This window comes from Blautia sp. 1033sp1_1033st1_G9_1033SCRN_220408 (assembly GCF_040929965.1).
GTDB lineage: Bacteria > Bacillota > Clostridia > Lachnospirales > Lachnospiraceae > Blautia_A > Blautia_A ammoniilytica.
The window spans coordinates 17,248-43,143 of the sequence record NZ_JBFKZO010000007.1 but is presented as its reverse complement, the minus strand read 5'-3'; the positions used below and the strand labels follow the sequence as shown (position 1 = coordinate 43,143).

The following is a 25,896-nucleotide window of genomic DNA, read 5'->3' as shown; positions in this document are numbered from 1 at the left end:
AAAGATGTGATTTGTGTAATAGGTGAAGTGTGGATTCTGTCCGCACTTTTTTCATGTTTAAGGCAGAAGGTTTCCCGGAGAGAAATTGGGAAGCTGGCGGGTGATTTAGTATTTATCTATCAGGTATGGAGGTGCACTACAATTAGCAGTTTAATGATTAACGAACAAATCAGGGACAGAGAAGTACGCTTGATTGGCCCGGACGGAGCACAGCTCGGTATTATGTCCGCAAAGGAAGCAATGTTCAAGGCTCAGGAGGCAGGGCTTGATCTGGTAAAGATTGCCCCCCAGGCTAAACCGCCGGTATGCAAGATCATTGATTACGGTAAATACCGTTACGAACTTGCTAGAAAAGAAAAAGAAGCCAAGAAAAAACAGAAAACGATTGATGTTAAAGAAGTGCGGCTTTCACCGAATATCGATACAAACGACCTTATGACAAAAGTCAATGCAGCAAAGAAGTTTCTTTCAAAGGGCGATAGGGTGAAGGTAACTCTCAGATTTCGCGGAAGAGAGATGGCTCATATGTCAGCCAGCAAGCATGTGCTTGATGATTTCGCAGATATGTTGAAAGAAGTGGCTAATGTGGAGAAAGCACCTAAAGTGGAAGGCAGAAGCATGACCATGTTCTTAGCTCAGAAAAAATAAATTCAGCAGCATTTATGCCGCAGGGCAGTTCATAATACGAAAATTAAGGAGGAAACTATAATGCCAAAAATTAAAACATGTAGAGCAGCAGCAAAGCGCTTCAAAAAGACAGGTACAGGAAAATTAATGAGAAATAAAGCTTACAAGAGTCATATCTTAACCAAAAAATCTCAGAAGAGAAAAAGAAATCTGAGAAAATCTACTGTTGTTGATTCTACAAATGTTAAGAGCATGAAGAAAGCATTACCATATTTATAAGATACAGATAGAAGACGACGAACAGGAGGAAAATAAGAGATGGCAAGAATTAAAGGCGGATTAAACGCAAAGAAGAAACATAACCGTGTATTAAAACTGGCAAAAGGCTACAGAGGAGCCCGTTCCAAACAGTATAGAATTGCAAAACAGTCTGTAATGAGAGCACTTACAAGCTCTTATGCAGGAAGAAAACAGAAAAAACGTCAGTTCAGAAGTCTGTGGATCGCTCGTATCAACGCTGCAGCAAGAATGAACGGATTATCCTACAGCAAGATGATGCATGGCCTGAAGGTTGCTAATGTTGACATCAACAGAAAGATGCTTGCAGATCTGGCTGTTAATGATGCTGAAGGCTTCAAAGCATTAGCTGAAGTTGCAAAAGCTGCAATCGCATAAGTAGTATCAATTCTGGAATCCAGGGAAAATAATTTCCCTGGATTCTTTTGATTTTTGTATAAAATATCACTTGCAATCAAAATAATGTGATGCTATAATTACTACATTGAAGTAGTAAAGAGGAAAAGTCATTAGGGAGCCAAAGCCGGCTGGATGGACCAGTGGGCTTTTTGACTATATATGAGATATACATGATCCGGTTTTCCCGCTGGCTTCTTCCTTAAAATCTAAGGAGGAGATTTTATTATGAGAAATCTGAAAAAAGTACTCAGTATCACAGCAGCTGCAGCGATGGCAGTTACATCCATTGCACCTGTATCTGTATTTGCAGATGACGAGGAGACTTTTAAGATTGGTGTGATCGGACCTATGACCGGTGATTACGCACAGTATGGTACCGGTGTTTACAACGCAGCTAAGATCGCAGCGGATGAGATCAATGAGAATGGTGGATTCAATGGATATAAGGTAGAGATCCTGGACGCAGGTGATGATCAGGGTGATCCTGATAAAGCCATCCATGCATATGATGATCTTCTTGACAAGGGTATGCAGATGCTTTGCGGAACAGTTACATCCGGTGCTTGTATCGCTGTTGCCAGTGAAGCAGCTGACAGCACATTCCTGTTTACACCTTCTGCTACAGCAGTAGAGAGTATTGAGGGAGGCGACAATGAATTCCGTATGTGCTTTACCGATCCTATGCAGGGTACCAAATCAGCAGAGTACATTTCTGAGAAAGGTCTTGCTACAAAGGTAGCTACACTGTATGATTCAGCAGCAGATTACAATGTAGGTGTTCACGATGCATTTGTTGAAGCTTGTGATGAATACGGTCTTGAGCTTGTAGATGATCAGAAATACACCACAGATAGTAATCAGGACTTCTCAGCACAGCTTCAGAGCATTAAGAAGAGCGGTGCAGAGCTTCTGTTCCTTCCTAATTATTACTCTGACAATGCACTGATTCTTCAGCAGGCAAGCGATATCGGTCTTGATATCAAATTCTTCGGAGTTGACGGTATGGACGGTATCCTGAATGTTGAGAACTTTGATACATCCCTTGCAGAGGGCGTTATGCTTCTGACACCTTTCGCTGCTACAGGTGAGGATGAGGCTACCAAGAACTTTGTAAAAGCATATGGTGATGCTAATAACGGTGAGGTTCCGAACCAGTTCGCAGCTGATGCATATGATGTGATCTATGCTATGAAGGCAGCAGCAGATGATGCAAGTATCACACCGGATATGTCCAATGAGGATATCAGTGCAGCAATGTCTGAGTCCATGCTGAACATCACAATTGATGGTCTTACAGGAGAAGCAAAATGGACAGAGGATGGCGAATGCGATAAAGCACCAAAAGCATATGTGATCAAAGATGGTGTTTACGCATCCATGGATGAATAATCCTTTGAACAAAATACAGGGACATTTTCCTGGATATACAGGGAATGGCCGTTAAGCAAACGGGGAGACGGTTAAGATGATTGCCGTCTCCCTCTTGTTTAAGAAGATCCTGGTGATTTTCTTTAAAGTGACCTGGAGCGTGTCTGAAAATTTACTTCCGAAAAGACTAAGACTTTAGACTATTTACATTCGGGAATGAATTTTCAAGCACGCTCATAAAATACAAATCATTCATATTACGAGGTGGGTTATGAGTTTTTTGGTATATTTAAAAGACGGGATAAACCTTGGAAGTATCTACGCAATGATCGCACTTGGTTATACTATGGTGTATGGAATTGCAAAGATGCTGAATTTTGCCCATGGCGATGTAATCATGGTTGGTGCTTTTGTGATCCTTACCGCTATCACAAAAGCCGGACTGTCACCTGCAGTGGCAATTCTTTTATCTGTTGTGATCTGTACATTGATGGGTGTTGTGATCGAGGCAGTTGCATATCGTCCTCTCCGTAAAGCATCATCTAATCTGGCAGTTCTGATTACTGCCATTGGTGTCAGCTATCTTCTGCAGAACCTGGCCCTTTTGGTTTTTGGTGCTGATGCGAAGAGCTTTGTTACAGTGATCGATCTTCCGTCTCTGTCTTTGTTTGGTGGAGAACTGGTGATCAAGGGGATGACGATCCTGACCATTGTTGCATGCATTGTGATCATGGTTGGATTACAGCTTTTTGTTAAGAAGACGAAGCCTGGACGTGCCATGCAGGCAGTTTCCGAGGATCGGGATGCTGCACAGCTGATGGGTGTTAATGTAAATGCAACCATCTCCCTTACTTTTGCTATTGGTTCTGGGCTGGCTGCGATTGCAGGTCTTTTCATGTGCTCTGCATACCCAACTCTTTCTCCTTACACAGGTGCTATGCCTGGTATCAAGGCTTTTGTAGCTGCTGTATTTGGAGGCATAGGATCCATTCCAGGTGCGATGATCGGCGGACTTCTCCTTGGTGTGATTGAGATCTTCAGTAAAGCATATATTTCTTCTCAGGTTGCAGACGCTATTGTGTTTGGAGTCCTGATTATTGTACTCCTTGTAAAACCGGCAGGATTATTCGGTAAGAATATCCAGGAGAAAGTGTGAGGTGGACAAGATGAAGAAAGGTATGAACAAAACATCAAAAAACAATTTTATTACATATGGCATGGTGCTTGTGATCTTTGCTGTTGCACAGACGCTTTCTTCCACAGGAAATCTGTCCAGGCTTCTGACAGGTCTTCTTGTTCCAATCTGTGTATATGTAATTGCAGCCATTTCCCTGAACCTGGTTGTAGGTTATTCTGGTGAATTGAGCCTTGGACATGCAGGCTTTATGTGCGTGGGCGCATATGCAAGTGCAGTATTTTCTCATGTTGCAAGCGATGCGATCCCCTCTGTACCAAGACTGATCATTGCGATTCTCATCGGGGCAGCAGTAGCTGCACTCCTTGGTTTCCTGATCGGCATTCCGGTACTTCGTCTTCGGGGGGACTATCTTGCTATCGTAACACTTGCTTTTGGCGAGATCATTAAGAATCTGATCAATATTTTGTATGTGGGTGTGGACAGCAAAGGCCTTCATGTTGCTACAAGCTCCGGTGCGCTTCAGCTGGAGCCGGGCGGAAAGCAGATCATTAAGGGGGCGCTTGGTATTTCCAAGACAGCTACACTTTATAAAGACATTAAAGATTACTTTTTCCTGATCGGTGTGATTCTGGTACTGGTGTCTCTGTTTGTTGTACAGAACCTGGTAAATTCCAGAAGCGGACGTGCCATTACGGCTACCAGGGATAATCGTATTGCTGCAGAATCCATTGGCATCAATGTAACCAAGAACAAATTGCTTGCTTTTACCATTTCAGCAGCGATTGCAGGTGTGGCAGGTGTGCTTTATGCACATAACCTTTCCATGCTGAAGGTTTCCGTTTTTGACTATAACCTGTCTATTACATTCCTGGTTTACGTGATCCTTGGCGGTATTGGTAATCTTCGTGGTTCCATCATTGCTACTATTATCCTGTATGCCCTTCCGGAGCTGCTTCGTGGATTCTCCACATACCGTATGCTGATCTATGCAATTATTATGATCGTTATGATGCTGTTTAACTGGGCTCCTGCAGCAAGGGATTTCAGAAGCAGAGTAGCTGATAAATTTAAAAAACATGGAAAAGAAAAGGAGGCGGCTTGATCATGGCTATTTTAGAGGTAAAAAACCTGTCCATTCAGTTTGGCGGCCTTCATGCAGTTGATAATTTTAATATTCAGATCAACCAGGGGGAATTATACGGCCTGATCGGACCTAACGGAGCAGGAAAAACAACTGTATTCAATCTTCTTACCGGTGTATATAAGCCTACTGAGGGGATCATCAAGCTGGACGGTGTTGATATTACAGGTAAAAATCCTATAGAGATCAATAAAGCAGGTGTTGCAAGAACTTTCCAGAATATCCGTCTGTTTAAGGATATGACAGTGCTGGACAATGTAAAAGCAGGTCTGCACAACAATTATAAGTATTCTACCTTTACAGGTGTATTCAGACTTCCAAAATATTTTAAAGTTGAGAAGCAGATGAATGAAAAAGCTATGGAGCTTCTGAAAGTGTTCGGCCTTGATGCTTTTGCAGATTATCTTGCAAGCAACCTGCCTTACGGTGAACAGCGTAAGCTGGAGATTGCCAGAGCACTTGCTACAGAACCCAAGCTGCTGCTTCTGGATGAGCCTGCAGCAGGTATGAACCCTAATGAGACTCAGGAACTGATGGATATGATCCGTTTTGTACGTGACCATTTCAATATGACGATCCTGCTGATCGAGCATGATATGAAGCTGGTAGGCGGTATCTGTGAGGAACTGACTGTTCTGAACTTTGGTCAGGTCCTTTGCCAGGGCAAGACAGCACAGGTGCTGAAAGACCCGGCCGTTATCACAGCATATCTGGGAGAGTAAGGAGGAAACGAAAATGGCAATGTTAGAAGTAAAAGATTTGCACGTATATTATGGTGTGATCCATGCATTGAAGGGGATTTCCTTTGAAGTAAACCAGGGAGAGGTTATTGCACTGATCGGCGCCAATGGCGCAGGAAAAACCACCACCCTTCAGACATTGACAGGTCTTCTTAGCGCAAAAGAAGGATCCATCACTTTTGAGGGCAAGGATATTACAAAGATTCCAGCCCATAAGATCGTGGAACTTGGAATTGCCCATGTACCGGAAGGGCGAAGGGTGTTTTCTGATCTGAGTGTTTATGAGAATCTGATCATGGGAGCTTACACAAGAAAGGATAAGGCTGAGATCCAGGAAAGCCTTGCCGGTATTTATAAGCGCTTCCCCAGACTGGAAGAGCGTAAAGGGCAAAGAGCAGGTACCTTATCAGGTGGTGAGCAGCAGATGCTTGCCATGGGTCGTGCACTGATGAGCAAACCAAAGCTGATCGTTATGGATGAGCCCTCTATGGGTCTTTCTCCTATATTTGTTAATGAGATCTTCGATATTATACGTGTAGTAAGTGAGAGCGGTACAACCGTTCTTCTTGTAGAACAGAATGCTAAGAAGGCTCTTACCATTGCAGACCGTGCATACGTGCTGGAAACCGGAAGAATCAGCATGAGCGGCAAAGCCAGTGATCTGCTTAATGATAAGGCTGTGCAGAAGGCATATCTGGGAGAATAAGGAGGGACGACATGAGTAATTATGTGATTACCATTGCAAGACAGTATGGCAGTGGCGGCCGTACAGTAGGCGAAATGCTTTCCAAGAAGCTGGGGATTTCCTATTATGATAAGGACATTATCCGTATGGCTTCTGATGACAGTGGGATCCATGAAACACTTTTTGGAAGAGTGGATGAGTACAGTAGTGCCAAGCCGCCTCTTTTCAAAAAAGAAAGCATTTATACAGGAGATCTGATCCCACCACACAGCAAAGAATTTACATCCGATGAGAATCTTTTTAATTATCAGGCCAAAACGATCCGTCATCTGGCAGAGACGGAGTCCTGTGTGATCATTGGACGTTGTTCCAATTATGTGCTGAAGGATTATCCCAATGTTTTAAGTGTGTTTATTCATGCATCCTGGGAATTCCGTATGGAGAAGGCAGCAGAGAAGCTGAGCAAAACACCAAGGGAGATTGAGAAATTCCTTCAGAAGGATGATAAACGCAAGTTTGAATATTGCCGCAGATTTACAGGCAAAGAGTGGACAGATGCTACTAATTACGATCTGTGTCTTGACAGCAGCAAGCTTGGCTACGATAAGTGCGTAGAGGAAATCGAACACAGGCTGGCACTTCTTCGGGAGAAGCTTAACTAAATCTGTGAGCACAAAATTACAATAATAAGGTATGCAGGCAGCGGGGACTTCAGGGTTCCCGCTGTCGTTTTATATCAGCTGTGAGAAGATATACCGGTGTTTCCAATAGTCTATTCAGAGGAAATCTGCATATAGTATAGGAAAAGGCGGAGTGGATTTCAAAATGGGGAAGAACTGGATCAAAAAGATCAGAACGATAGCAGCTGCACTTACATGGAGTCTGTTCCTGGCAGCAGTAGGAGTGGGGGCTGGAGCTTTCAATCGGGAAAAAAGGCAGATCATCCAGGTGATACAGATAGAGAAGCCAAAAGTTGCCCTTACCTTTGACGACGGTCCAAACAAAAAGTATACACCGGCTCTATTAAATGAATTAGGAAAAAGAGGAATCCATGCCTCTTTTTTTCTTATGGGTAAAAACATCCCGGGAAATGAAAAGCTGGTGCAACAGATGCAAAAGGAAGGACATCTGTTGGGAAACCATACTTATAATCATGTAGAACTGGATAAAATCCCTGTTGCCCAGGCTAGAACTGAGGTAGAAAGAACCAGTAATGAGATATACAAGATCACTGGAGTGTATCCTCAGTATGTACGTCCTCCCTTTGGAGCCTGGCCGAAAAATTTTGACCTTTTGGTGACTATGTTCCCGGTTCTTTGGGATGTGGACACATTGGACTGGAAAAGTAAAAATGTGGATTGCATTATGAGACTGGTACGATCTCAGGTAAAAGACGGCTCAATCATCCTGATGCATGACGGCTACCAGACTTCTGTGGATGCAGCCGTGCAGATCATGGATGAACTGCTGGAGCGAGGCTATGAATTTGTGACTGTGGATCAGCTGCTGATCATGTAAAAACTGGGAACATATGTACTTTTACTAATTTTTCTGTTATAATTCCAATCATGAGGCAGATGAAATGTGAACAACAAGGACATAGTTCTTCAGATGGGAGTTACAGATATATGGATTTATTTGAATATGCGAAATCAAAAACAATGGAAAGAGAGTCCCCGCTTGCGTCTAGACTTCGCCCAAGGACTCTGGATGAGGTGGTGGGGCAGCAGCATATTGTGGGTAAGGACAAGCTGCTTTACCGGGCAATCAAGGCTGACAAGCTGACTTCAGTTATATTCTACGGACCGCCGGGAACAGGTAAAACCACGTTAGCAAAGGTGATTGCCAATACTACAAGTGCCAACTTTACACAGATCAATGCCACAGTGGCAGGGAAGAAAGATATGGAAGAGGTTGTCAAGCAGGCACAGGATACTCTTGGTATGTACGGTAAGAAAACGATCCTGTTCATTGACGAGATTCATCGTTTTAACAAAAGTCAGCAGGACTATCTGCTTCCTTTTGTGGAGGATGGAACAGTCATTCTGATCGGTGCCACTACAGAGAATCCCTATTTTGAGGTGAACGGTGCTCTTTTATCCAGATCTATTGTATTTGAACTGAAGGCCTTGGAAATACCGGAGATCAAGGAACTGATCCTAAGGGCTGTCCAGGATACAGAAAGAGGAATGGGCAGCTACCAGGCTATGATCGATGAGGATGCCCTGGATTTCCTGGCTGATATGGCAGGGGGAGATGCAAGAAGTGCATTGAACGCCATTGAATTGGGGATCCTTACTACACCAAGGGGAGAGGATGGGAAGATCCATATTACTCTTGAAGTGGCTTCTGAGTGCATCCAGAAGCGGGTGGTACGTTATGACAAGGACGGGGATAATCATTATGATATTATTTCTGCTTTCATTAAAAGTATGCGGGGATCAGATCCAGATGCTGCCGTTTATTATCTTGCAAAAATGCTGTATGCAGGAGAAGATGTGAAATTTATTGCAAGAAGGATTATGATCCTGGCTTCGGAGGATATTGGAAATGCAGATCCCCAGGCGATTCAGGTAGCTGTGGCAGCAGCCCAGGCTGTGGAGCGTGTAGGCATGCCGGAGTCACAGATCATTCTGGCCCAGGCAGCAGCTTACATGGCATGCGCCCCCAAAAGTAATTCAGCAGTGAATGCAATTTTTGCAGCTATGGATTCTGTAAAACATAAGCGCACAACAGTGCCTGCCCATTTGCAGGATGCCCATTATGGCGGTCATGAGAAGCTTGGCCATGGCATCGGCTATAAGTATGCACACGATTTTCCCAATCATTATGTGGAGCAGCAGTATCTGCCTTCTGAGATCCTTGGGGAAACTTTTTATGAATTAAGTGATATGGGATATGAGAAAAAACTGAAAGAACATATGGAGAAGATCCGGGAGCAGGCTTAAGAAGACCATATTCTGCCGGAGTATAGAGAAACAGATATAAAAGTGGAGGGGCTTATAACAGCTCCTCCATTAATTTATCATAGATTTTCTGATATTTTAAAGGCCAGGCCTTACATACCGCTTCCGCAGCTTCCAGTGTGGGAACGGAAATATTCAGGTCGATCAGGGATACGTTTTTCTCAAGAAGCTGACAGCGTACAGAGTAGTTTCCCTGGGATGTGATATAATAATCAGCAGGGGTAACAATGGAATTCTGTACTTCATAACCGGCTGTTTTTAGAAATTCGGATACATCTTTACGAATCTCAGGTGAAAGGTCAGATTCAAAAAAAGAAAGGGTGCTTGCACCATCAGAGGTGATCTGGTAATAAGAGGAATTGGACTTTACCCGCTTGTAGACCAGTCCTGCCTCCACAAGCTCGGAGATAGCCTGCTGAAGATGAAAATAATTGGTATAATCCCGGTCAAGGATAAATTCAGAAAGCTGAGAATTGGTAAGTTCCGTGTCTGAATGGGACAGCATGTACAAAATAATAAGCTTATATACTGTAAATGGTGTTTCCATACGATCAACCTCCTAAAATTGTATTTATACTTGGGTAAAGGCTTTGCCCTGATAGCTGCCCTGCTCTTTCATCTGGTGATGGAGAAGATTCAGCACTTCCCGTTTCCTGGAAGCCCACAAAGGAGCAATCAGCAGATCTTTGGGACCATCTCCTGTTACCCTGTGAATCACTATGGAAGGATCCAGATGTTCCAGACAGCGGATCACCAGATCAATGTATTCTTCACGGTCCAGTACGGAAAACTTCCCAGCCTGGTAATCAGCAGCCAAATCTGTACCGGAAAGTACATGGAGAAGCTGAAGCTTGATCCCCTGGATCTGACAAGCGTTCAGGTACTTCATGGTGTCAAGCACATCCCTGGAGGTCTCCCCCGGAAGTCCCAGAATGGTATGTACGATCACATCCAGGCCTGCCTGATGAAGGCTTTGCATGGCCTGGTCAAAACAGGAAAGAGGATAACCTCTGCGGATATATCTGGCAGTGTGCTCGTGGATGGTCTGAAGACCAAGTTCTACCCACACAGGCTTGATCTGATTCAGCCTGGAAAGCAGCCGAATCACAGGCTCTTCCAGACAGTCCGGTCTGGTGCCGATGGATATGGCACAGATATCCGGGTTTTGGATGGCTTCGGTGAATATTCTCTCCAAATATTCTACAGGAGCATAGGTATTGGTGTAAGCCTGAAAATAGGCAATGTATTTATGAATCGGGCGTTTGTCAGACAACATCTGGATCTGTTGCCGGATCTGCTCCGTAATGGAAAGGGAAGCACTGGCAGCAAAATCACCACTGCCTCCTGCACTGCAGAAAATACAGCCTCTTTCCCCAATCTTACCGTCACGGTTGGGACAGGTCATGCCGCCATTCAGTGTAACCTTGTATATCTTTTCTCCGAACATCTGCCGAAGCATATAGTCAAGGGAATGATAAGGCTTACCGTTCCAACTGGTCATGAACCGGATACCTGGGAGTCATTTCCCTGTTCCTGTTGGCCTTCCTCTGCCAGTGTGTTTTCCTTTGGAATATAGTTATCAAAAATCTTCACAAAAAAGTGTGAATTGATATAAGCAATAGTGGCAAAACCAATAAGAACAAAAAGCATAAGCACCAGGGATTGAACCTTAAATGTAGGAATATACAGGATGGCAACCGGCAGTGCTGTGATTAGAAGCATCAAAAGAGTATATGGAAGATGACGGATCGCCATCAGGAATGCGTTGATAAAGGTATTCTTAGTGGTGTTGTAAAACTTGGCAAGTACTGGGTAAATATAAATAAATACCATTACGTAAAGCAGCAGGATCATCATGAAGATTACAGAAAGTGCCTTACCAGGAAGGCCGCTCATGCTTTTTGCAATGGTCAGGTCAAAATACAGAAGTGCGCCTGTTACCAGCATGATCAGGTTGATGATAATAGACTGTTTTAAATTCTGTTTGAATGACTTGAAGAAACTTTTGGCAATGTAGGCTTCTTCATTGCGTACCATCTTCAGGGTAACGTAGAACATAGCGGTAATGGATGCACCTGCTGTGACAATAGGGAGACAGCAGAGTATGCATAGCAGGTTCAGGATGATCAGGTCGCTGACTCTGCTCATAAAAGTAAAAAACCTATTATCCATATCAAAAAAACGTCCCATATAAACAAACCTCCTAAAATATCAATATGGTATAGTATGATTGACAGTGTCAAAACACAAAAATTATGATTACACGGATAGTTTCGTGTTTTGTACTCCGCATTGTAATCATAGTATAACGAATCTGTGGGTAAAAAGCAATTGGAAGATTGGATGTGTTTTAGGTCAAAAATGTCTTTGATGAATGGGAGAATTTTGGTATAATATGAAAAAAAGGTTTGCCAGGTGTGGATGAGGGGAGTTTTGCGTATGGAAAACAGACACAGGATAGGCAGACAGGTGTGTCTGATGGTGGCTGCAGTACTGGTTGCTATTCTTTTTATTTTTTTTATCTCTTCTTATTATAATACAATCATGGAAAATGCAGGAGCCATGTCAGAAGAACTGAATCAGATTTATAAATATCAGTATGAAATGATCGTTGACAGTCGAAATGAAACCTTCTGGCAGGACGTATACAAGAATGCAAGAAAAGAAGCACTGGCTAACAGCGCAGTGCTGGAACTGAAAAGTGCTGAGAACGGCGGCGATTATACCAAAATGGACTATATGGATATGAGTATTGCCGCACAGGTAGACGGGATCATCCTGGAGTACAATGGAGAAAAGGGTATGCAGGAAAAGATCGATGAGGCAGTGGAAAAGGGAATCCCTGTGGTGATTATTGCCAATGATGCCACAAAGAGTACCAGACAGTCCTTTGTAGGGATCAATGATTATCAGCTGGGGCAGGTATATGGAGAACAGGTGGCAAAGCTGATAGATTCTTCCACTTCCAGGGTGATGCTTCTTTTGAACCGGGAACAGGAGCTTGGACAGAATCAGATTTATGCTCAGATCTACAGTGCCATTGAGAAGAAGGCAGGCAATGACCAGCGGATCAAAATACAGACCCGCAATATTTTGTCTTATAGTCGGTTTGATACGGAAGAAGAAATTCGCAGTATTTTCCAGGCACCAGAAGGACCGCCTCAGATCCTGCTTTGTCTGGATGAGGTGACGACCAAATGTGCGTATCAGGCCATGATCGATTACAACATGGTAGGAGATGTGAAGATCATTGGATATTATACATCCAGAAGTATTATGGAGGCTGTTAAGAAAGGACTGATCCCTGTGACCATTAGCATGAATGTGGAGCAGATCGGAAAATACAGTATTGAAGCTCTCACAGAATATTGGGAAGAAGGCAGAACAAATGCCTATTATAATGTGGATCTGGATGTGATTGCCAGTACAAAGGACGAAACGATGTACTAGCTTAAGGACAGGGGAATAGTAATGAATAAAACAAGAAAAAAACTAAGATGGAAGGATCTTTCCCTTGCAGTAAAGGTTTTGATACAGGTAATAATTGTGGCTGTGATTCTTTTTGGTACAAACACACTTCTATATTGGCAGATGAACCGTACCATGCAGACACTGGATGCTGTATATGCCAGTAATGTGGATATTACAGAGCTTGCCCAGTCCCTGGAAAAGGTTCAGATCGGCATGTACGATTATCTTACAGTGAAGTCTTCAGATACATTGGAGGATTATTACCGTTATGAGGAGAATTATAGGAAGCTTCTGGAGAAGCTGAATGAACAGGTAATGGAGAATCCGGTAAAGCTTCTGGAACGTAATATACGGAATATGTCAGAAACCTATCTGGCTTATACGGCAGAGACAGTACAGGCAAAGCGTGGGCGGAATGTGGAGAAGTATAAGGACTCTTATGGGGAAGCCCTGCAGGTATATCATTATCTGAATACTTACATCGGAGAACTGAATGGACAGCAGTTTCTGAATAACTCTTCAAGCTACCAGGCTCTCCAAAGCGCTATTTGGTATCTGGAGATCGTAAGTTCTGTGCTTCTTATTATGGTTATGGGGATCTGCATGCTGATGCTGTATCTGATGGTAAAGAGTGTATCTGCTCCCCTTACAAGACTGGCAGCTACGGTAAAGCTGGTAGGACAGGCCAATTTTAATGTAAAAATGCCTTCCACAGATGCAGGAGATGAGGTTGGTGTACTGACAAGAACTTTTAATTCTATGGTATCAAGTCTGGAAGAATATGTGAATCTTACCAAGGAAAATATGGTAAAAGAACAGAAAATGATGGAGCGGGAACTTCTTATGACGAATCACCTGAAGGAAGCTCAGTTAAAGTATCTGCAGTCACAGATCAATCCTCATTTTCTTTTCAACTCCCTGAATGCAGGGGCGCAGCTGGCTATGATGGAGGATGCAGAGAAAACCAGTGTTTTTGTGGAGAAGATGGCAGATTTTTTTCGCTACAATGTAAAAAAAGGCAGTGAAGATGCTACACTTCGGGAGGAAGTGGAGGCTGTGGAGAACTATATCTACATTTTGAATGTACGCTTTTCTGGGGAAATTCATTATACAACAGATGTGGATGAATCTGTGCTTGACTGCAGGATCCCCAGCATGATCTTACAGCCGATCGTGGAAAATGCTGTGAATCATGGTATCCGGAATATTGACTGGGAGGGCCGGATCCATCTGTGTATCAGACGAAAAGAAGAGTATATACAGATCAGTGTAAAAGATAACGGAAAAGGTATTTCCAGGGAACGGATCCGGCAGATATTGAACGGAGAGATCACCAGCGAGGAGGAAGCAGGGGATTCCACAGGTGTAGGTATGAACAATGTGATCAGCAGGCTGGAATTGTATTATGGAGAAAAAGGACTGTTGTCCGTCCAAAGCCAGGGAGAAGATCTGGGAACTGAAGTGATCATACAGATTCCGGACAGTACCAGATGCTAAAGCGCTTCATGGAAGCAGGGAAGGGAAAAGAAAATGTATAGGATATTAATCGCAGATGATGAAGGGATCATGGTGGAATCCCTTAAAACTATTATTACCAGCAGTTTTGGGGATGAATGTGAGATTGCCTGCGCAAAAACCGGAAGGGCAGTGGTAGAACAGGCAGAAAGCTTTCGGCCGGATATTGCGCTTGTGGATATTCAGATGCCGGGTCTGAACGGGATCCAGGCTATTAAAGAGGTTCGAAAGTTTAACCAGAACACTATTTTTATTATTATTTCGGCATATGACAAATTTCATTATGCACAGGAAGCCATTAATCTTGGGGTTCTGGAATATCTGATGAAGCCTGTGAATAAGAAGAAGATCCTGGAAGTCTGCACAAAGGCTATGCAGCTGGTGGATGAGACAAGGAAGAAGCGGAGTGATGACCTAAAGATCCGTGAAAAGCTGGAGATCGTAGTGCCTGTGATCGAGTCTGGTTATATATACAATCTTCTGCTTCTTGACGAATTCCATACATATCAGAGCAATTATCAGGTTCTGCTGAATATTACACAGGAATATGCTTTTATGGTGGTAGTGGAATTTGGCGACAGTGTGGAGAATGGCGTGCTTACCAATGCAGTAGGAGCCAGTGTAAAGGCCAATAAATTCTATACAGAGTTTCGGGAGATCGCCAAAAGCTTTCTGGATTGTCTGGTAGGGCCTGTGATGGGAAACCGCATCATCCTTCTTGTGCCATATCAGACGGGGAGCGTAGAGTATGAAGAACGTGTGGAGATCCTTACCCGGATGCGCAATATGCTCCATCGTCTGGAAAACAGGATCGATTGTAAGTTCAGAGGTGGGATTGGCAGAGTTAAGTCCTGGGAAAATGTGAAAGATTCTTACACTGAGGCTTTACGTGCACTGCGTGAAGGAGACAGCCATGTGGTACATATTAATGATATTCCCATTGTAAAGGATTATGACGGAGAATACCCACTGGAATTGGAAAATCGTTTTCTTCAAAGAGCAATGGAACCGGATTATGCAGGGGCAATGGATACAGCCAACCGGTTTTTTGAGTGGATGCTGGAGCATTACCAGGAGTACAGGGAAGACATTGAGATCAAAGTGCTGGAGCTGGTAATGAGGATTGAGCATACAGCGTTTTTTAAGGGCGGAGTGAAGTATGGTTTTCGCTACAGGGAGAACTACCTGAAAGAGATTCATGGATGCAGGGACTATGAAGAATTACGGAACTGGTTTTTGGAGAAAACAGCCCACGTATGCCAGGGCATGGCAACTACAAAGGAAAAGGAATCCGAGTCTGTAGTTGCAAAAGCCAGGAACTATATTGATGAAAATTATAATAAGGATATTTCTCTTGATGAGGTTTCCAGAATGGTGGATATCAGTCCATATTATTTCAGTAAGTTATTTAAGCAGGAACAAGGCGAGGGCTTTGTGGAGTATCTGACCAGGATCAGGATGACAAATGCCAGACAGCTTCTAAAGAACCAGAAGTACAGTATTAAAGAAATCTGCAGCATGTGCGGGTACAGTGATCCCAATTATTTCAGCAGGATCTTTAAACGTTATGAAGGGGTAACCCCCAGTGAATTCAGAGAAAGATTAGGATAGTGTTAAACGATCTGGGAAAGATTCGGCAAAACAAAACACTCAGATGAAGATGAGGGTAGGAGAAGCAATATGAAGAAACGGAAAAAAGTAATATGCCTGTTTTTGTGTATATGTGTTCTTGGAGTTGGATGTGGAAGTAAAACTTCAGAAAGAACACAGGACAGTGGGAGTGGGCAGCAGGCAGAAGAAAATAATAACAAAGATAATCAGGAAGTAAAGATAGGGTTTAGTTTTGATTCCTTTGTGATCGAACGTTGGATCCGTGACAGGGATGTATTTGTTTCCACAGCTAAAAAGCTGGGAGCTTCTGTGAACGTGCAGAATGCAAATGGCAGTGTGCAGGAACAGATTTCCCAGATCCAGTATCTGATCGATAAAAATGTGGATGTTCTTGCAGTGGTGGCTGCAGACTGTGCGGCTTTGTCTGATGTGATGCATGCGGCAAAGGAAAAAGGGATCAAAACTATCAGCTATGACCGTCTGATCCTGAATGGAGATTCAGATCTGTATGTTTCTTTTAATAACAAAGCAGTAGGCACTTTAATGGGAAAGGAACTGAAACGTGATCTGCCGGATGGGGGACAGATCATTATGATTCAGGGAGCTGAAGAAGATAATAATGTGAAGCTGGTGTATCAGGGCTTTATGGAGGAATTGGAAGGCAGCAATCTGGAAGTGGTTTATGAAGCACATTGTAAAGGATGGAGAGCAGAGCTGGCTGTGGATTATCTGGATGAAGCATTGGAAAAATATCCGGATGTAAGCGGGATCATGTGTGGGAATGATGATATAGCAGCTCAGGTAGTACGTGTTCTGGCAGAACACAGACTTGCCGGAAAAGTACAGGTGGTAGGACAGGACGGAGATCTGGCTGCCTGCCAGAGGATCGTGGAAGGCACCCAGACAATGACAGCTTTTAAATCAGTTGAGCTTCTGGCAAAGGTTGCAGCCAGGTATGCAGTCAGTATGGCAAAGGGAGAAAAGCTGTCCAGGATTAACAGCAGTATAAATGATGGCTCTGGGGATATTCCATTTTGTATGCTTCAGCCTATTTCCGTTACCAGCCGGAATATGGATGAGATCATTATTGACGGTGGCTATCATTCCGTAGAAGATGTGTATCTGAATGTTCCCAGGGAGGACTGACTGAAATAAAAAGTCAATAGGATTTTTTTGTAGCAAAAATGTCTTGCTTATGGCAGGACATTTTTTGTTTTCCGTAAATAATCCGATATTTTGACAACTATGTCCTGTATTGCCCGTGCTAAGATAACATCATCAAAAATGAATGTACCGAGAAGGTATGAGATTAAAGGGAGGATTTACAAAATGAAAAGAAAATTATTTGCTGCAACTCTTTGTGCATCAATGGTAGCTGGTCTGGTAGTAGTTCCTACAGTTGCACACGCTGATGAAAGCAAGGGACTGATCGGTGTTGCAATGCCTACCCAGGATCTTCAGAGATGGAACCAGGACGGCGAGAACATGAAGAAAGAGCTGGAAGCAAAAGGCTATGAGGTAGATCTGCAGTATGCAGGAAATGAAGTCAGCACACAGGTTTCCCAGGTTGAGAATATGATCGCTAACGGAGATGAGCTCCTTGTGGTTGCTTCCATCGAAGGTGATTCTCTTGGAACCGTTCTTGCTCAGGCAAAAGAAAATAATATCCCGGTTATCTCCTATGACCGTCTGATCATGAACACAGATGCAATTTCCTACTATGCAACATTTGATAACTATCTTGTTGGTAAGACACAGGGCCAGTTCCTGGTAGATGCTCTGGATCTGGACAATACAGATGGACCTTACAACATTGAGTTCGTTACAGGTGATCCTGGTGACAACAATGTAAACTTCTTCTTCGGCGGTGCTATGGATGTTCTTCAGCCATACATTGATGAAGGAAAACTGGTTGTTCCGTCCGGACAGATGACAAAGGATGAGGTTGCTACAGCAAACTGGTCAACAGAAACTGCACAGTCCAGATTTGAGAATATCCTTTCTTCCTACTATGCAGATGGCACAAATCTTGACGCTGTTCTTGCATCCAATGACTCCACAGCACTTGGTGTAGAGAATGCTCTTGCAGCAAACTACACAGGCGAATATCCGATCATCACAGGTCAGGACTGTGACATTGCAAACATGCCGAATATCATTGATGGAAAACAGGCTATGTCCGTATTCAAAGATACACGTACACTGGCTTCCAAGGTTGTTGAAATGGTTGATGCTATCATGCAGGGTGGCGAGGCTCCTGTAAACGATACAGAGACATATGACAACGGCACAGGCGTTATTCCTTCATTCCTTTGCGAGCCTGTAGTATGCACAGCTGACAACTACAAAGAACTTCTTGTTGATTCCGGATATTACACAGAGGATCAGTTGAAATAATCAGTTTCATATGAACTGACATAATAAGTAATAATTTTGAGGCTGCCGCATAAAAGGTCTTCTGGCTGTTTGTGCGACAGCCCCAGTTTTAAAAATATTGGTTTCTGGATTAAATTGGGAAAGTCTGGAGGGAAAAATTTTGGCAAAGATACTGTTGGAAATGAAGAATATCACCAAAACATTCCCCGGTGTGAAAGCGCTAGATAACGTAAATCTACAGGTAGAGCAGGGCGAGATCCATGCGCTGGTAGGAGAAAACGGTGCCGGGAAATCGACTTTGATGAATGTTCTTTCGGGAATTTATCCTCATGGTTCTTATGAAGGCGATATCATTTATGACGGAGAAATCTGTAATTTCCATGATATTAAAGACAGTGAGGCAAAAGGAATTGTAATTATCCATCAGGAACTGGCTCTGATACCATATATGACCATCGGAGAAAATATGTTCCTTGGAAATGAGCGTGGAAAAAAAGCTGCCATCAACTGGGATGAGACATACCGGCTGGCAGAGAAATATACAAAACAGGTAGGTCTTACAGATTCTGTAAGGACTTATATCAAAGACATTGGAGTAGGCAAGCAGCAGCTGGTAGAGATTGCAAAGGCTCTGGCTAAGAATGCTAAGCTTCTGATTCTGGATGAGCCTACTTCATCTTTGAACGAGGCGGATTCCCAGGCACTTCTGGATCTGCTTCTTAAATTAAAAAAAGAAGGGCTGACATCCATCATTATTTCACATAAGCTGAATGAGGTTTCCTATGTGGCAGATAAGATCACTGTGATCCGTGACGGCTCTACCATTGAAACACTGACAAAGGGCGTGGATGATTTCTCAGAGGAGAGGATCATTAAAGGTATGGTAGGCCGTGAGATCGCTGACCGTTTCCCAAAACGGCCAGGGGTAAAGATCGGTGATGTGCGTATGGAAGTTAAGAACTGGAATGTGTACCATCCACTGTATAATGAGCGAAAAGTTGTGGACAATGTATCCCTGAATGTGCGTAAAGGCGAGGTTGTAGGTATTTCTGGATTGATGGGAGCAGGACGAACAGAGCTTGCCATGAGTATTTTCGGAAAAAGTTATGGGACCAATATCAGTGGACAGCTTTTTATTAACGGAAAAGAAGTTCATCTGAAAAGTGCCAGGGATGCCATCGAGCACAAGCTGGCCTATGTGACAGAGGACAGAAAAGGCGATGGTCTGATCCTCAGTAATTCCATCAAGAATAATACCAGTCTGGCAAATCTGGCAGGTATCAGTAATCATGGGGTCATTGACCAGGACAAAGAGTATGCTGTAGCAGTGGAATATAAGGATAAGCTGAAAACCAAATGTCCTACAGTTGAACAAAATGTGGGTAACCTAAGCGGTGGAAACCAGCAGAAGGTGCTTCTTGCAAAATGGATGTTTGCAGATCCGGACATCCTGATCCTGGATGAGCCTACCCGAGGGATTGATGTTGGTGCAAAGTATGAGATTTACTGCATCATTAATAGTCTTGTGGCAGAAGGCAAATCTGTGATCATGATTTCCTCTGAGCTTCCTGAAGTTCTTGGAATGTCAGACAGGATCTATGTAATGAATGAAGGCAGAATTGCAGGAGAATTATCTTCAGAAGAAGCTTCCCAGGAAGTGATCATGACCTGCATTATGCAGTCAAGCAAAGGAGAGTAAAAATGGATAAGACAAAGTTTAAAGAAGGTTTTCAGAAATATACAATGATCATTGTCCTGGTGCTTGTAACTATATTTTTCGCATGGGGAACACAGGGCAAGATTCTTCTTCCTCAGAATATTAACAATCTGATCTCACAAAATGCATACGTATTTGTACTGGCTACAGGTATGCTGCTGTGTATCCTGACAGGAGGAAACATCGACCTTTCTGTTGGATCCGTAGTATGTTTTGTAGGTGCCCTGTGCGGCATTTTTATGGAAAATATGAACCTTCCAGATGGAGTAGCCATTATTCTGGCACTTCTTATCGGTACACTCATCGGAGCATGGCAGGCATTCTGGATCGCTTATGTAAGAATCCCTCCTTTTATTGTTACACTGGCAGGAATGCTGATGTTCCGTGGGTTGTCCAACGTGGTTCTTCAGGGAAAAACATTGCCTATCAAATCTGAGATTTTCGTAAAACTGTTTGGCGGCGGTGCAAACTGTTATATTCCGGATTTTCTCGGCGGAGAGGACGGATTTAATAAAGTCGCTCTTGCTGTAGGAATTATTGCATGTGCGATCTATGTGATCCTTACCATCAGAACTTACATGAATCGTAAGAAAAACGGTTATGATGCAGGAAGTGCTGTGGCTGTATACGGAAAAATGATCTTGATCGTAGCAGTGATCATGGCTGTATGTATAAAACTGGCGCAGTACAAAGGTGTTCCTACTTCTCTTGTATGGGTTATTCTGGTGGTAATTGTTTATGGCTATATTACCAGTAAAACAACCGTTGGACGTCATTTCTATGCAGTTGGCGGTAATGAGAAAGCAACTAAGCTTTCCGGTATTAATACAAACAGAGTTTACTTCATTGCTTATGCAAATATGGGCTTCCTTGCAGGTCTTGCAGGTCTTCTTACAGTTGCACGTATGACATCTGCTCAGCCTACATATGGACAGAACTATGAAATGGATGCAATTGGCTCCTGCTTTATCGGTGGTGCATCTGCTTACGGTGGAACAGGTACTGTACCTGGAGTTATTGTAGGTGCTGTGCTGATGGGTATTATCAACCAGGGCATGAGTATCATGGGTACTGACCAGAATATGCAGAAGGTTGTAAAAGGTGCGGTGCTTCTGGCTGCAGTTATCTTTGATGTAGTAAGTAAGAGAAAGTCCTTTATTGCGAAATAAGGGCAGAGAAACAGGTCTCTCAAGCATTAGTTGTTAAAATAATATTCTCTCGAGACGCAGAACAGGATATTGTCTTTGGACAGTATCCTTGTTTTGCTTTCCTGAAAAAATGTGTTATACTATGAAGACTGACAGGAAATCAGGAGGAGTGAGAAGATTATGGAATACAATTTCGAAGCTGATCTGCACACACATACCATTGCCAGTGGACATGCTTACAATACGATTCGTGAAATGGCACGGGCAGCAGCAGATAAAGGACTGAAAGCACTGGGGATCACGGAGCATGCTCCTAAGCTGCCGGGAACCTGCCACAGGTTCTATTTTGATAATCTGAAGATTGTTTCAAGAGAAATGTATGGGATCCGGCTTTTTCTTGGAAGTGAGGTAAATATTATGGATAGCCGGGGAACCCTGGACATGTCAGATAAGCTGCTTAATTCTATGGATATTGTGATCGCAAGCCTTCATATTGCCTGCACAGAGCCTGGGACAGTGGAGGAGAATACACAGGCTTACCTGAATGTGATTAAAAATCCATATGTAGATATTATCGGTCATCCGGATGACGGACGTTTTCCTGTGGATTACCAGGCAGTGGTGCAGGCGGCCAAGGACTATGGCAAGGTTCTGGAGTTAAATAATCATTCCCTGGATCCGGCCGGCTGCAGAGAGAATGCATGGGAGAATGACCGTAAAATGTTAAAGCTATGCAAGGAGTATCAGGTACCTATTGTGGTAGACAGTGATGCTCATTTTGATGAACTGATCGGCAGATTTGAGTATGCAATACGACTTTTGAATGAAATGGATTTTCCAAAGGAATTGGTGCTGAATCGTTCTTATGAGCTGCTTTGCCAGTATTTGGAAAGGTAAGCCTGACAGGAATATCTGGGAAATTACTGAAAAATCTCTTGCTTATCACAGTTTAGCGTGTTAAAATAATAAAAGATAATGCCATTCAGTAATGTATTGGAAAAGGGAATGAATGGAAATAAAACATATGCAGCTGCAGTTGCTGTAAAGGAGTAAGACTATGGGAAAAAATATCAGAACAGAGGCAGTTGACCATCTTTTTGAGGCAATCCTGTGTTTGAAAGATAAGGAAGAATGCTACACATTTTTTGAGGATGTGTGTACCATCAATGAGCTTTTATCCTTATCACAGAGATTTGAAGTTGCGAAGATGCTGATGGATAAGCGCACATACCTGGACATTTCAGAGAAGACAGGAGCTTCCACTGCTACGATCAGCCGTGTGAATCGTTCATTGAATTATGGTAATGACGGTTATGAAATGGTATTTGCCAGAATGAAAGCAAAAGAAGAGCAAGAATAAAAACTGAAATATATCAGATGGCAACATATATGATCAAGAAAAGTTTCACGCAAAAACAGACGGCTGTCAGATTCAGCCGTCTGTTTTTTTGGAAGATTTTTTACGCTCTTTTTTGGTATCACCAGGAGCCATCTGGTCGATCAGCTTTTCGATGATCATTTTTTTGATGTATACGTCAAAGCTTAATTCACATATAAAGGAAAACTTTCGGAGAAATTCCTGATCCTGGGGATCTGCATCCTGAAAAGTCTTGGATGAAACAGAAAAATCCCGAAGAAGATTCTTCTCCATCTGCTCAATATGGTTTTTCTCCATTCCGAAAACTTCATTATAAATATAAGCCATATCTTTGCCGTCAGAACCTTTAAAATACTTTTCTGTGATAGGCTGAAAAAGGGTCTGGATGTCATTGATGGACAGAATATTTTTGAAGTAATATATAAAAATAAGCACAAGAAGATGATCCCTGGAATATTTCTTCTTTTCAGGTGAGGGTAGAAGAGAGTTCTTGGCATAATTGTTGATCATGGTCTTGGTGAGAACTTTGTCCTCAGGATAGCGCTTGGTAGAAGCCAGTTGCCCCTCCATAAAGGTAGTTACCTGATCCATATAAAGATCAATATTGGGAAGATCTTCTGGTTTAATATAACTTAAACTGGATATATTCTGCAGAATACTATTTAAAATGTCTTTGTTATCAATTGTCATGTTTTATCACCTCATAATCCTTATTATATAGTTTTCAATACTACTTGTAAATAATTTTTTGGATTTTTCAATATAATTTCTTCGTCCTGATTCAGGTGTACTTGTGGCAAATAGGAATATCATGTATAATTCAAAGAGTAGTTTTTTGATGCTAAGGTAACTTAAGTACTGAATAATTTATAGTATTTTCTGAGATATTGATTTCAGTTTGAAAGGAAAAGCAAGAATGAGTATATATGACAGTTTAAATCCTATGCAAAGGCAGGCCGTTTTTCATACAGAAGGCCCATTGCTGATCCTTGCAGGTGCAGGATCAGGAAAAACCCGGGTGCTGACACATAGGATCGCATATCTGATCCAGGAAAAAGAAGTGAATCCATGGAATATTCTGGCAATCACTTTTACCAATAAAGCAGCGCAGGAGATGAGGGAAAGGGTAGACCGGATCGCAGGTTTTGGCTCAGATGCAATATGGGTATCTACCTTTCATTCCACCTGTGCAAGGATTTTAAGAAGGCATATTGACAATCTGGGATATGACACTAATTTTACTATTTATGATACAGATGACCAGAAGTCAGTGATCAAAGATGTATGCCGCAGGCTGAATGTGGATACAAAGATATTTAAAGAAAGGGCACTGTTGTCCCAGATCTCCCATGCAAAGGACAATCTGATTACTCCGGATCAGATGGAAATGGATGCGGCCGGTGATTTTAATCAGAAAAAAACAGCTATGGTATACAGGGAGTATCAGGCAGCCCTTCGTAAAAACAATGCGCTGGATTTTGATGATCTGATCGTAAAAACAGTAGAGTTGTTTCAGAATTGTGATCGTGTACTGGAATATTATCAGGAACGGTTTAAGTATATTATGGTGGATGAGTACCAGGATACCAATTATGCCCAGTTTAAATTTGTAAGTCTTTTGGCTTCCAGGTATGAGAATCTGTGCGTGGTTGGAGATGATGACCAGTCTATTTACAAATTCCGGGGAGCAAATATTGAGAATATTTTGGGATATGAGCGGGTTTTTCCAAATGCGGCTGTGATACGTTTGGAGCAGAATTATCGTTCCACCCAGAATATCCTGAATGCTGCCAACCATGTGATCGCAAATAATGCAGAGCGTAAAGAAAAAACCTTATGGACAGAGAACGAAGAAGGGCCAAAGATCCATTTCAGGCAGTTTATGAACGGATTTGAGGAGGCAGAGTACATAGCAGGAGAGATCAGCAAGGCCCACAGGGAAGGGCTTTGCCAGTATAGGGATTGTGCCATCCTGTACAGGACCAATGCCCAGTCACGTTTATTTGAGGAGAAATTTATCAATGCCAATATACCTTATAAGATCGTAGGCGGAGTGAATTTTTATGCCAGAAAAGAGATCAAGGATCTGCTTTGTTATCTGAAAACCGTGGATAATGCAAGAGATGATCTGGCTGTACAGAGGATCATCAATGTGCCAAAGCGTGGGATCGGCGCTACCACGCTAGGTCGTGTCCAGGATTATGCAGATAAAATGGGCATCAGTCTTTATGAAGCACTTCGAGTAGCTGAAGAAGTGCCGTCTATAGGCAGAAGCTTATCCAAGATAGATGGCTTTGTTACTTTTATCCAGATGCTGAAAAGCAAGGCTCAGGCTTACACAGTGGAGGATCTGTTAAAGGAGATCATTGAACTTACCGGGTATGTGAAGGAACTGGAAGCTGAGGATACAGAAGAAGCAAGGGCAAGGATTGAAAATATTGACGAATTGATCAGTAAAACAGTTACGTATCAGCAAACTATGGAAGAGCAGGATCAGCCAGCTACTCTTGCAGGATTCCTGGAGGAAGTGGCACTGGTGGCAGATATTGACACAGTGGATCCGGAGCAGGATTATGTACTTCTGATGACCCTGCATAGTGCAAAGGGACTGGAATTCCCCAGGGTTTTCATGGCTGGTATGGAAACCGGGATTTTCCCAAGCTATATGTCCATTAATTACGGAGATGGTTCAGAACTGGAAGAAGAGAGAAGGCTGTGCTATGTGGGGATCACCCGTGCCATGAAGGAGCTGACCATGACCTGTGCAAGACAACGGATGGTGAGAGGTGAAACGCAGTATAACAAGGTGTCACAGTTTGTTCAGGAAATTCCAAGAGATCTGGTAGATCTGGGACACACCATACAGGAAAAGAAACCAAAGATGGAACAGGTATTCTCTTCTGACAGCAAATATTCCCAGATGAAGCAGATTTTTCAGACAAGAGCCTACAAGCCAAAAGAATTTAAAGTGACAAAAGCGGATGCCCTGGATTACCAGGTAGGTGATACTGTGCGACATATGAAATTCGGCGTTGGCATAGTGAAAGCCATTGCAGAAGGCGGCAGGGATTATGAAGTTACTGTAGATTTTGATAAAGTAGGCGTTAAAAAAATGTTTGCCAGCTTTGCAAAGCTGAAAAAAATATAACTGCTAGGGATACTGTCTGCTGAATGTATATAAAAGAATGTTGATTTGTGGTTGCTGTGAGCAGTTTGAATGATTTGCATGATCTTTTTTATCTTGGATATGGTAAAAAGACAGAATTGGTGGTATAATACCGAATATGAATGATGTTGGGACGTATGGTGTTTTTCTCAG

Annotated in this window: 25 protein-coding genes; 21 read left to right on the top strand and 4 right to left on the bottom strand. The window is 42.8% G+C overall.

The window, feature by feature from the left end:
- Positions 1–153: 153 nt before the first annotated feature.
- From infC to AB5916_RS07180, 11 genes are all read left to right on the top strand, one after another.
- Positions 154–648 (top strand): translation initiation factor IF-3, encoded by a 495-nt coding sequence (gene infC / locus AB5916_RS07230; RefSeq protein WP_158421854.1) that lies wholly within the window; start codon positions 154–156, stop codon positions 646–648.
- Positions 649–708: 60 nt separating this feature from the next.
- Entirely contained in the window at positions 709–906 is a 198-nt protein-coding gene (gene rpmI, locus AB5916_RS07225; protein ID WP_158421855.1) for a 50S ribosomal protein L35, read from the top strand.
- Positions 907–945: 39 nt separating this feature from the next.
- Entirely contained in the window at positions 946–1,302 is a 357-nt protein-coding gene (gene rplT, locus AB5916_RS07220) for a 50S ribosomal protein L20 (protein WP_158421856.1), read from the top strand.
- A gap of 246 nt (positions 1,303–1,548) precedes the next feature.
- Positions 1,549–2,712 (top strand): ABC transporter substrate-binding protein, encoded by a 1,164-nt coding sequence (locus AB5916_RS07215; RefSeq protein WP_368189986.1) that lies wholly within the window; start codon positions 1,549–1,551, stop codon positions 2,710–2,712.
- Between the two features lie 250 nt (positions 2,713–2,962).
- Positions 2,963–3,847 (top strand): branched-chain amino acid ABC transporter permease, encoded by an 885-nt coding sequence (locus AB5916_RS07210; protein ID WP_158421858.1) that lies wholly within the window; start codon positions 2,963–2,965, stop codon positions 3,845–3,847.
- 10 nt (positions 3,848–3,857) lie between these two features.
- Entirely contained in the window at positions 3,858–4,931 is a 1,074-nt protein-coding gene (locus AB5916_RS07205; RefSeq protein WP_368190100.1) for a branched-chain amino acid ABC transporter permease, read from the top strand.
- Positions 4,932–4,933: 2 nt separating this feature from the next.
- Complete coding sequence (locus AB5916_RS07200) at positions 4,934–5,692, top strand: ABC transporter ATP-binding protein (RefSeq protein WP_173727633.1); 759 nt, start codon at positions 4,934–4,936, stop codon at positions 5,690–5,692.
- A gap of 13 nt (positions 5,693–5,705) precedes the next feature.
- Positions 5,706–6,416 (top strand): ABC transporter ATP-binding protein, encoded by a 711-nt coding sequence (locus tag AB5916_RS07195; protein WP_158421861.1) that lies wholly within the window; start codon positions 5,706–5,708, stop codon positions 6,414–6,416.
- Between the two features lie 11 nt (positions 6,417–6,427).
- Positions 6,428–7,057 (top strand): AAA family ATPase, encoded by a 630-nt coding sequence (locus AB5916_RS07190; protein WP_158421862.1) that lies wholly within the window; start codon positions 6,428–6,430, stop codon positions 7,055–7,057.
- Positions 7,058–7,208: 151 nt separating this feature from the next.
- A complete protein-coding gene (locus AB5916_RS07185) occupies positions 7,209–7,913 on the top strand; it encodes a polysaccharide deacetylase family protein (RefSeq protein WP_368189983.1) in 705 nt (234 codons plus the stop codon).
- Between the two features lie 110 nt (positions 7,914–8,023).
- Positions 8,024–9,343, top strand: coding sequence for a replication-associated recombination protein A (locus AB5916_RS07180; protein ID WP_368189981.1), 1,320 nt, complete (start codon positions 8,024–8,026; stop codon positions 9,341–9,343).
- Positions 9,344–9,395: 52 nt separating this feature from the next.
- Here the strand turns inward: AB5916_RS07180 and AB5916_RS07175 are convergent, their stop codons facing one another.
- From AB5916_RS07175 to AB5916_RS07165, 3 genes are read right to left on the bottom strand one after another with little or no spacing between them, the layout of a single operon-like run.
- Positions 9,396–9,908, bottom strand: a complete 513-nt coding sequence (locus AB5916_RS07175; protein ID WP_368189980.1) for a DUF4364 family protein — start codon at positions 9,906–9,908, stop codon at positions 9,396–9,398.
- Positions 9,909–9,932: 24 nt separating this feature from the next.
- Positions 9,933–10,862 (bottom strand): TIGR01212 family radical SAM protein, encoded by a 930-nt coding sequence (locus AB5916_RS07170; protein ID WP_368189978.1) that lies wholly within the window; start codon positions 10,860–10,862, stop codon positions 9,933–9,935.
- On the bottom strand, positions 10,859–11,551 hold the full coding sequence (locus AB5916_RS07165; RefSeq protein ID WP_158421866.1) for a YesL family protein: 693 nt from the start codon (positions 11,549–11,551) through the stop codon (positions 10,859–10,861). The genes AB5916_RS07170 and AB5916_RS07165 overlap by 4 nt, the downstream gene beginning before the upstream one ends.
- Positions 11,552–11,800: 249 nt before the next feature.
- On the opposite strand from AB5916_RS07165, the gene AB5916_RS07160 reads away from it, so the two are divergent.
- From AB5916_RS07160 to AB5916_RS07120, 9 genes are all read left to right on the top strand, one after another.
- Entirely contained in the window at positions 11,801–12,811 is a 1,011-nt protein-coding gene (locus tag AB5916_RS07160; protein ID WP_368189976.1) for a substrate-binding domain-containing protein, read from the top strand.
- Positions 12,812–12,832: 21 nt separating this feature from the next.
- On the top strand, positions 12,833–14,329 hold the full coding sequence (locus AB5916_RS07155) for a sensor histidine kinase (RefSeq protein ID WP_368189975.1): 1,497 nt from the start codon (positions 12,833–12,835) through the stop codon (positions 14,327–14,329).
- 33 nt (positions 14,330–14,362) lie between these two features.
- A complete protein-coding gene (locus AB5916_RS07150) occupies positions 14,363–15,958 on the top strand; it encodes a helix-turn-helix domain-containing protein (protein WP_368189973.1) in 1,596 nt (531 codons plus the stop codon).
- 69 nt (positions 15,959–16,027) lie between these two features.
- Positions 16,028–17,104 carry a sugar ABC transporter substrate-binding protein gene (locus AB5916_RS07145; RefSeq protein ID WP_368189971.1) on the top strand — a complete coding sequence of 359 codons (1,077 nt, stop codon included), beginning with the start codon at positions 16,028–16,030 and terminating at the stop codon, positions 17,102–17,104.
- A gap of 222 nt (positions 17,105–17,326) precedes the next feature.
- The gene (gene chvE, locus AB5916_RS07140; RefSeq protein WP_244092953.1) at positions 17,327–18,355 is read left to right on the top strand and encodes a multiple monosaccharide ABC transporter substrate-binding protein; all 1,029 of its coding nucleotides are present in this window, start codon (positions 17,327–17,329) and stop codon (positions 18,353–18,355) included.
- A gap of 139 nt (positions 18,356–18,494) precedes the next feature.
- Positions 18,495–20,033: a multiple monosaccharide ABC transporter ATP-binding protein gene (gene mmsA / locus AB5916_RS07135; RefSeq protein WP_158421871.1), complete on the top strand. Its 1,539-nt coding sequence runs from the start codon at positions 18,495–18,497 to the stop codon at positions 20,031–20,033.
- Positions 20,034–20,035: 2 nt separating this feature from the next.
- Positions 20,036–21,220 carry a multiple monosaccharide ABC transporter permease gene (mmsB, locus tag AB5916_RS07130; protein WP_158421872.1) on the top strand — a complete coding sequence of 395 codons (1,185 nt, stop codon included), beginning with the start codon at positions 20,036–20,038 and terminating at the stop codon, positions 21,218–21,220.
- A 159-nt stretch (positions 21,221–21,379) separates the two neighbouring features.
- The gene (locus AB5916_RS07125; protein WP_368189969.1) at positions 21,380–22,096 is read left to right on the top strand and encodes a phosphatase; all 717 of its coding nucleotides are present in this window, start codon (positions 21,380–21,382) and stop codon (positions 22,094–22,096) included.
- A gap of 160 nt (positions 22,097–22,256) precedes the next feature.
- The gene (locus AB5916_RS07120; RefSeq protein WP_158421874.1) at positions 22,257–22,559 is read left to right on the top strand and encodes a YerC/YecD family TrpR-related protein; all 303 of its coding nucleotides are present in this window, start codon (positions 22,257–22,259) and stop codon (positions 22,557–22,559) included.
- A gap of 72 nt (positions 22,560–22,631) precedes the next feature.
- Here AB5916_RS07120 and AB5916_RS07115 read toward each other — a convergent pair whose 3' ends face one another.
- Complete coding sequence (locus AB5916_RS07115) at positions 22,632–23,267, bottom strand: DUF1836 domain-containing protein (protein ID WP_158421875.1); 636 nt, start codon at positions 23,265–23,267, stop codon at positions 22,632–22,634.
- Between the two features lie 226 nt (positions 23,268–23,493).
- Between AB5916_RS07115 and pcrA the strand changes: the two genes are divergently transcribed.
- Complete coding sequence (gene pcrA, locus AB5916_RS07110; RefSeq protein WP_173727622.1) at positions 23,494–25,725, top strand: DNA helicase PcrA; 2,232 nt, start codon at positions 23,494–23,496, stop codon at positions 25,723–25,725.
- Positions 25,726–25,896 lie beyond the last annotated feature (171 nt).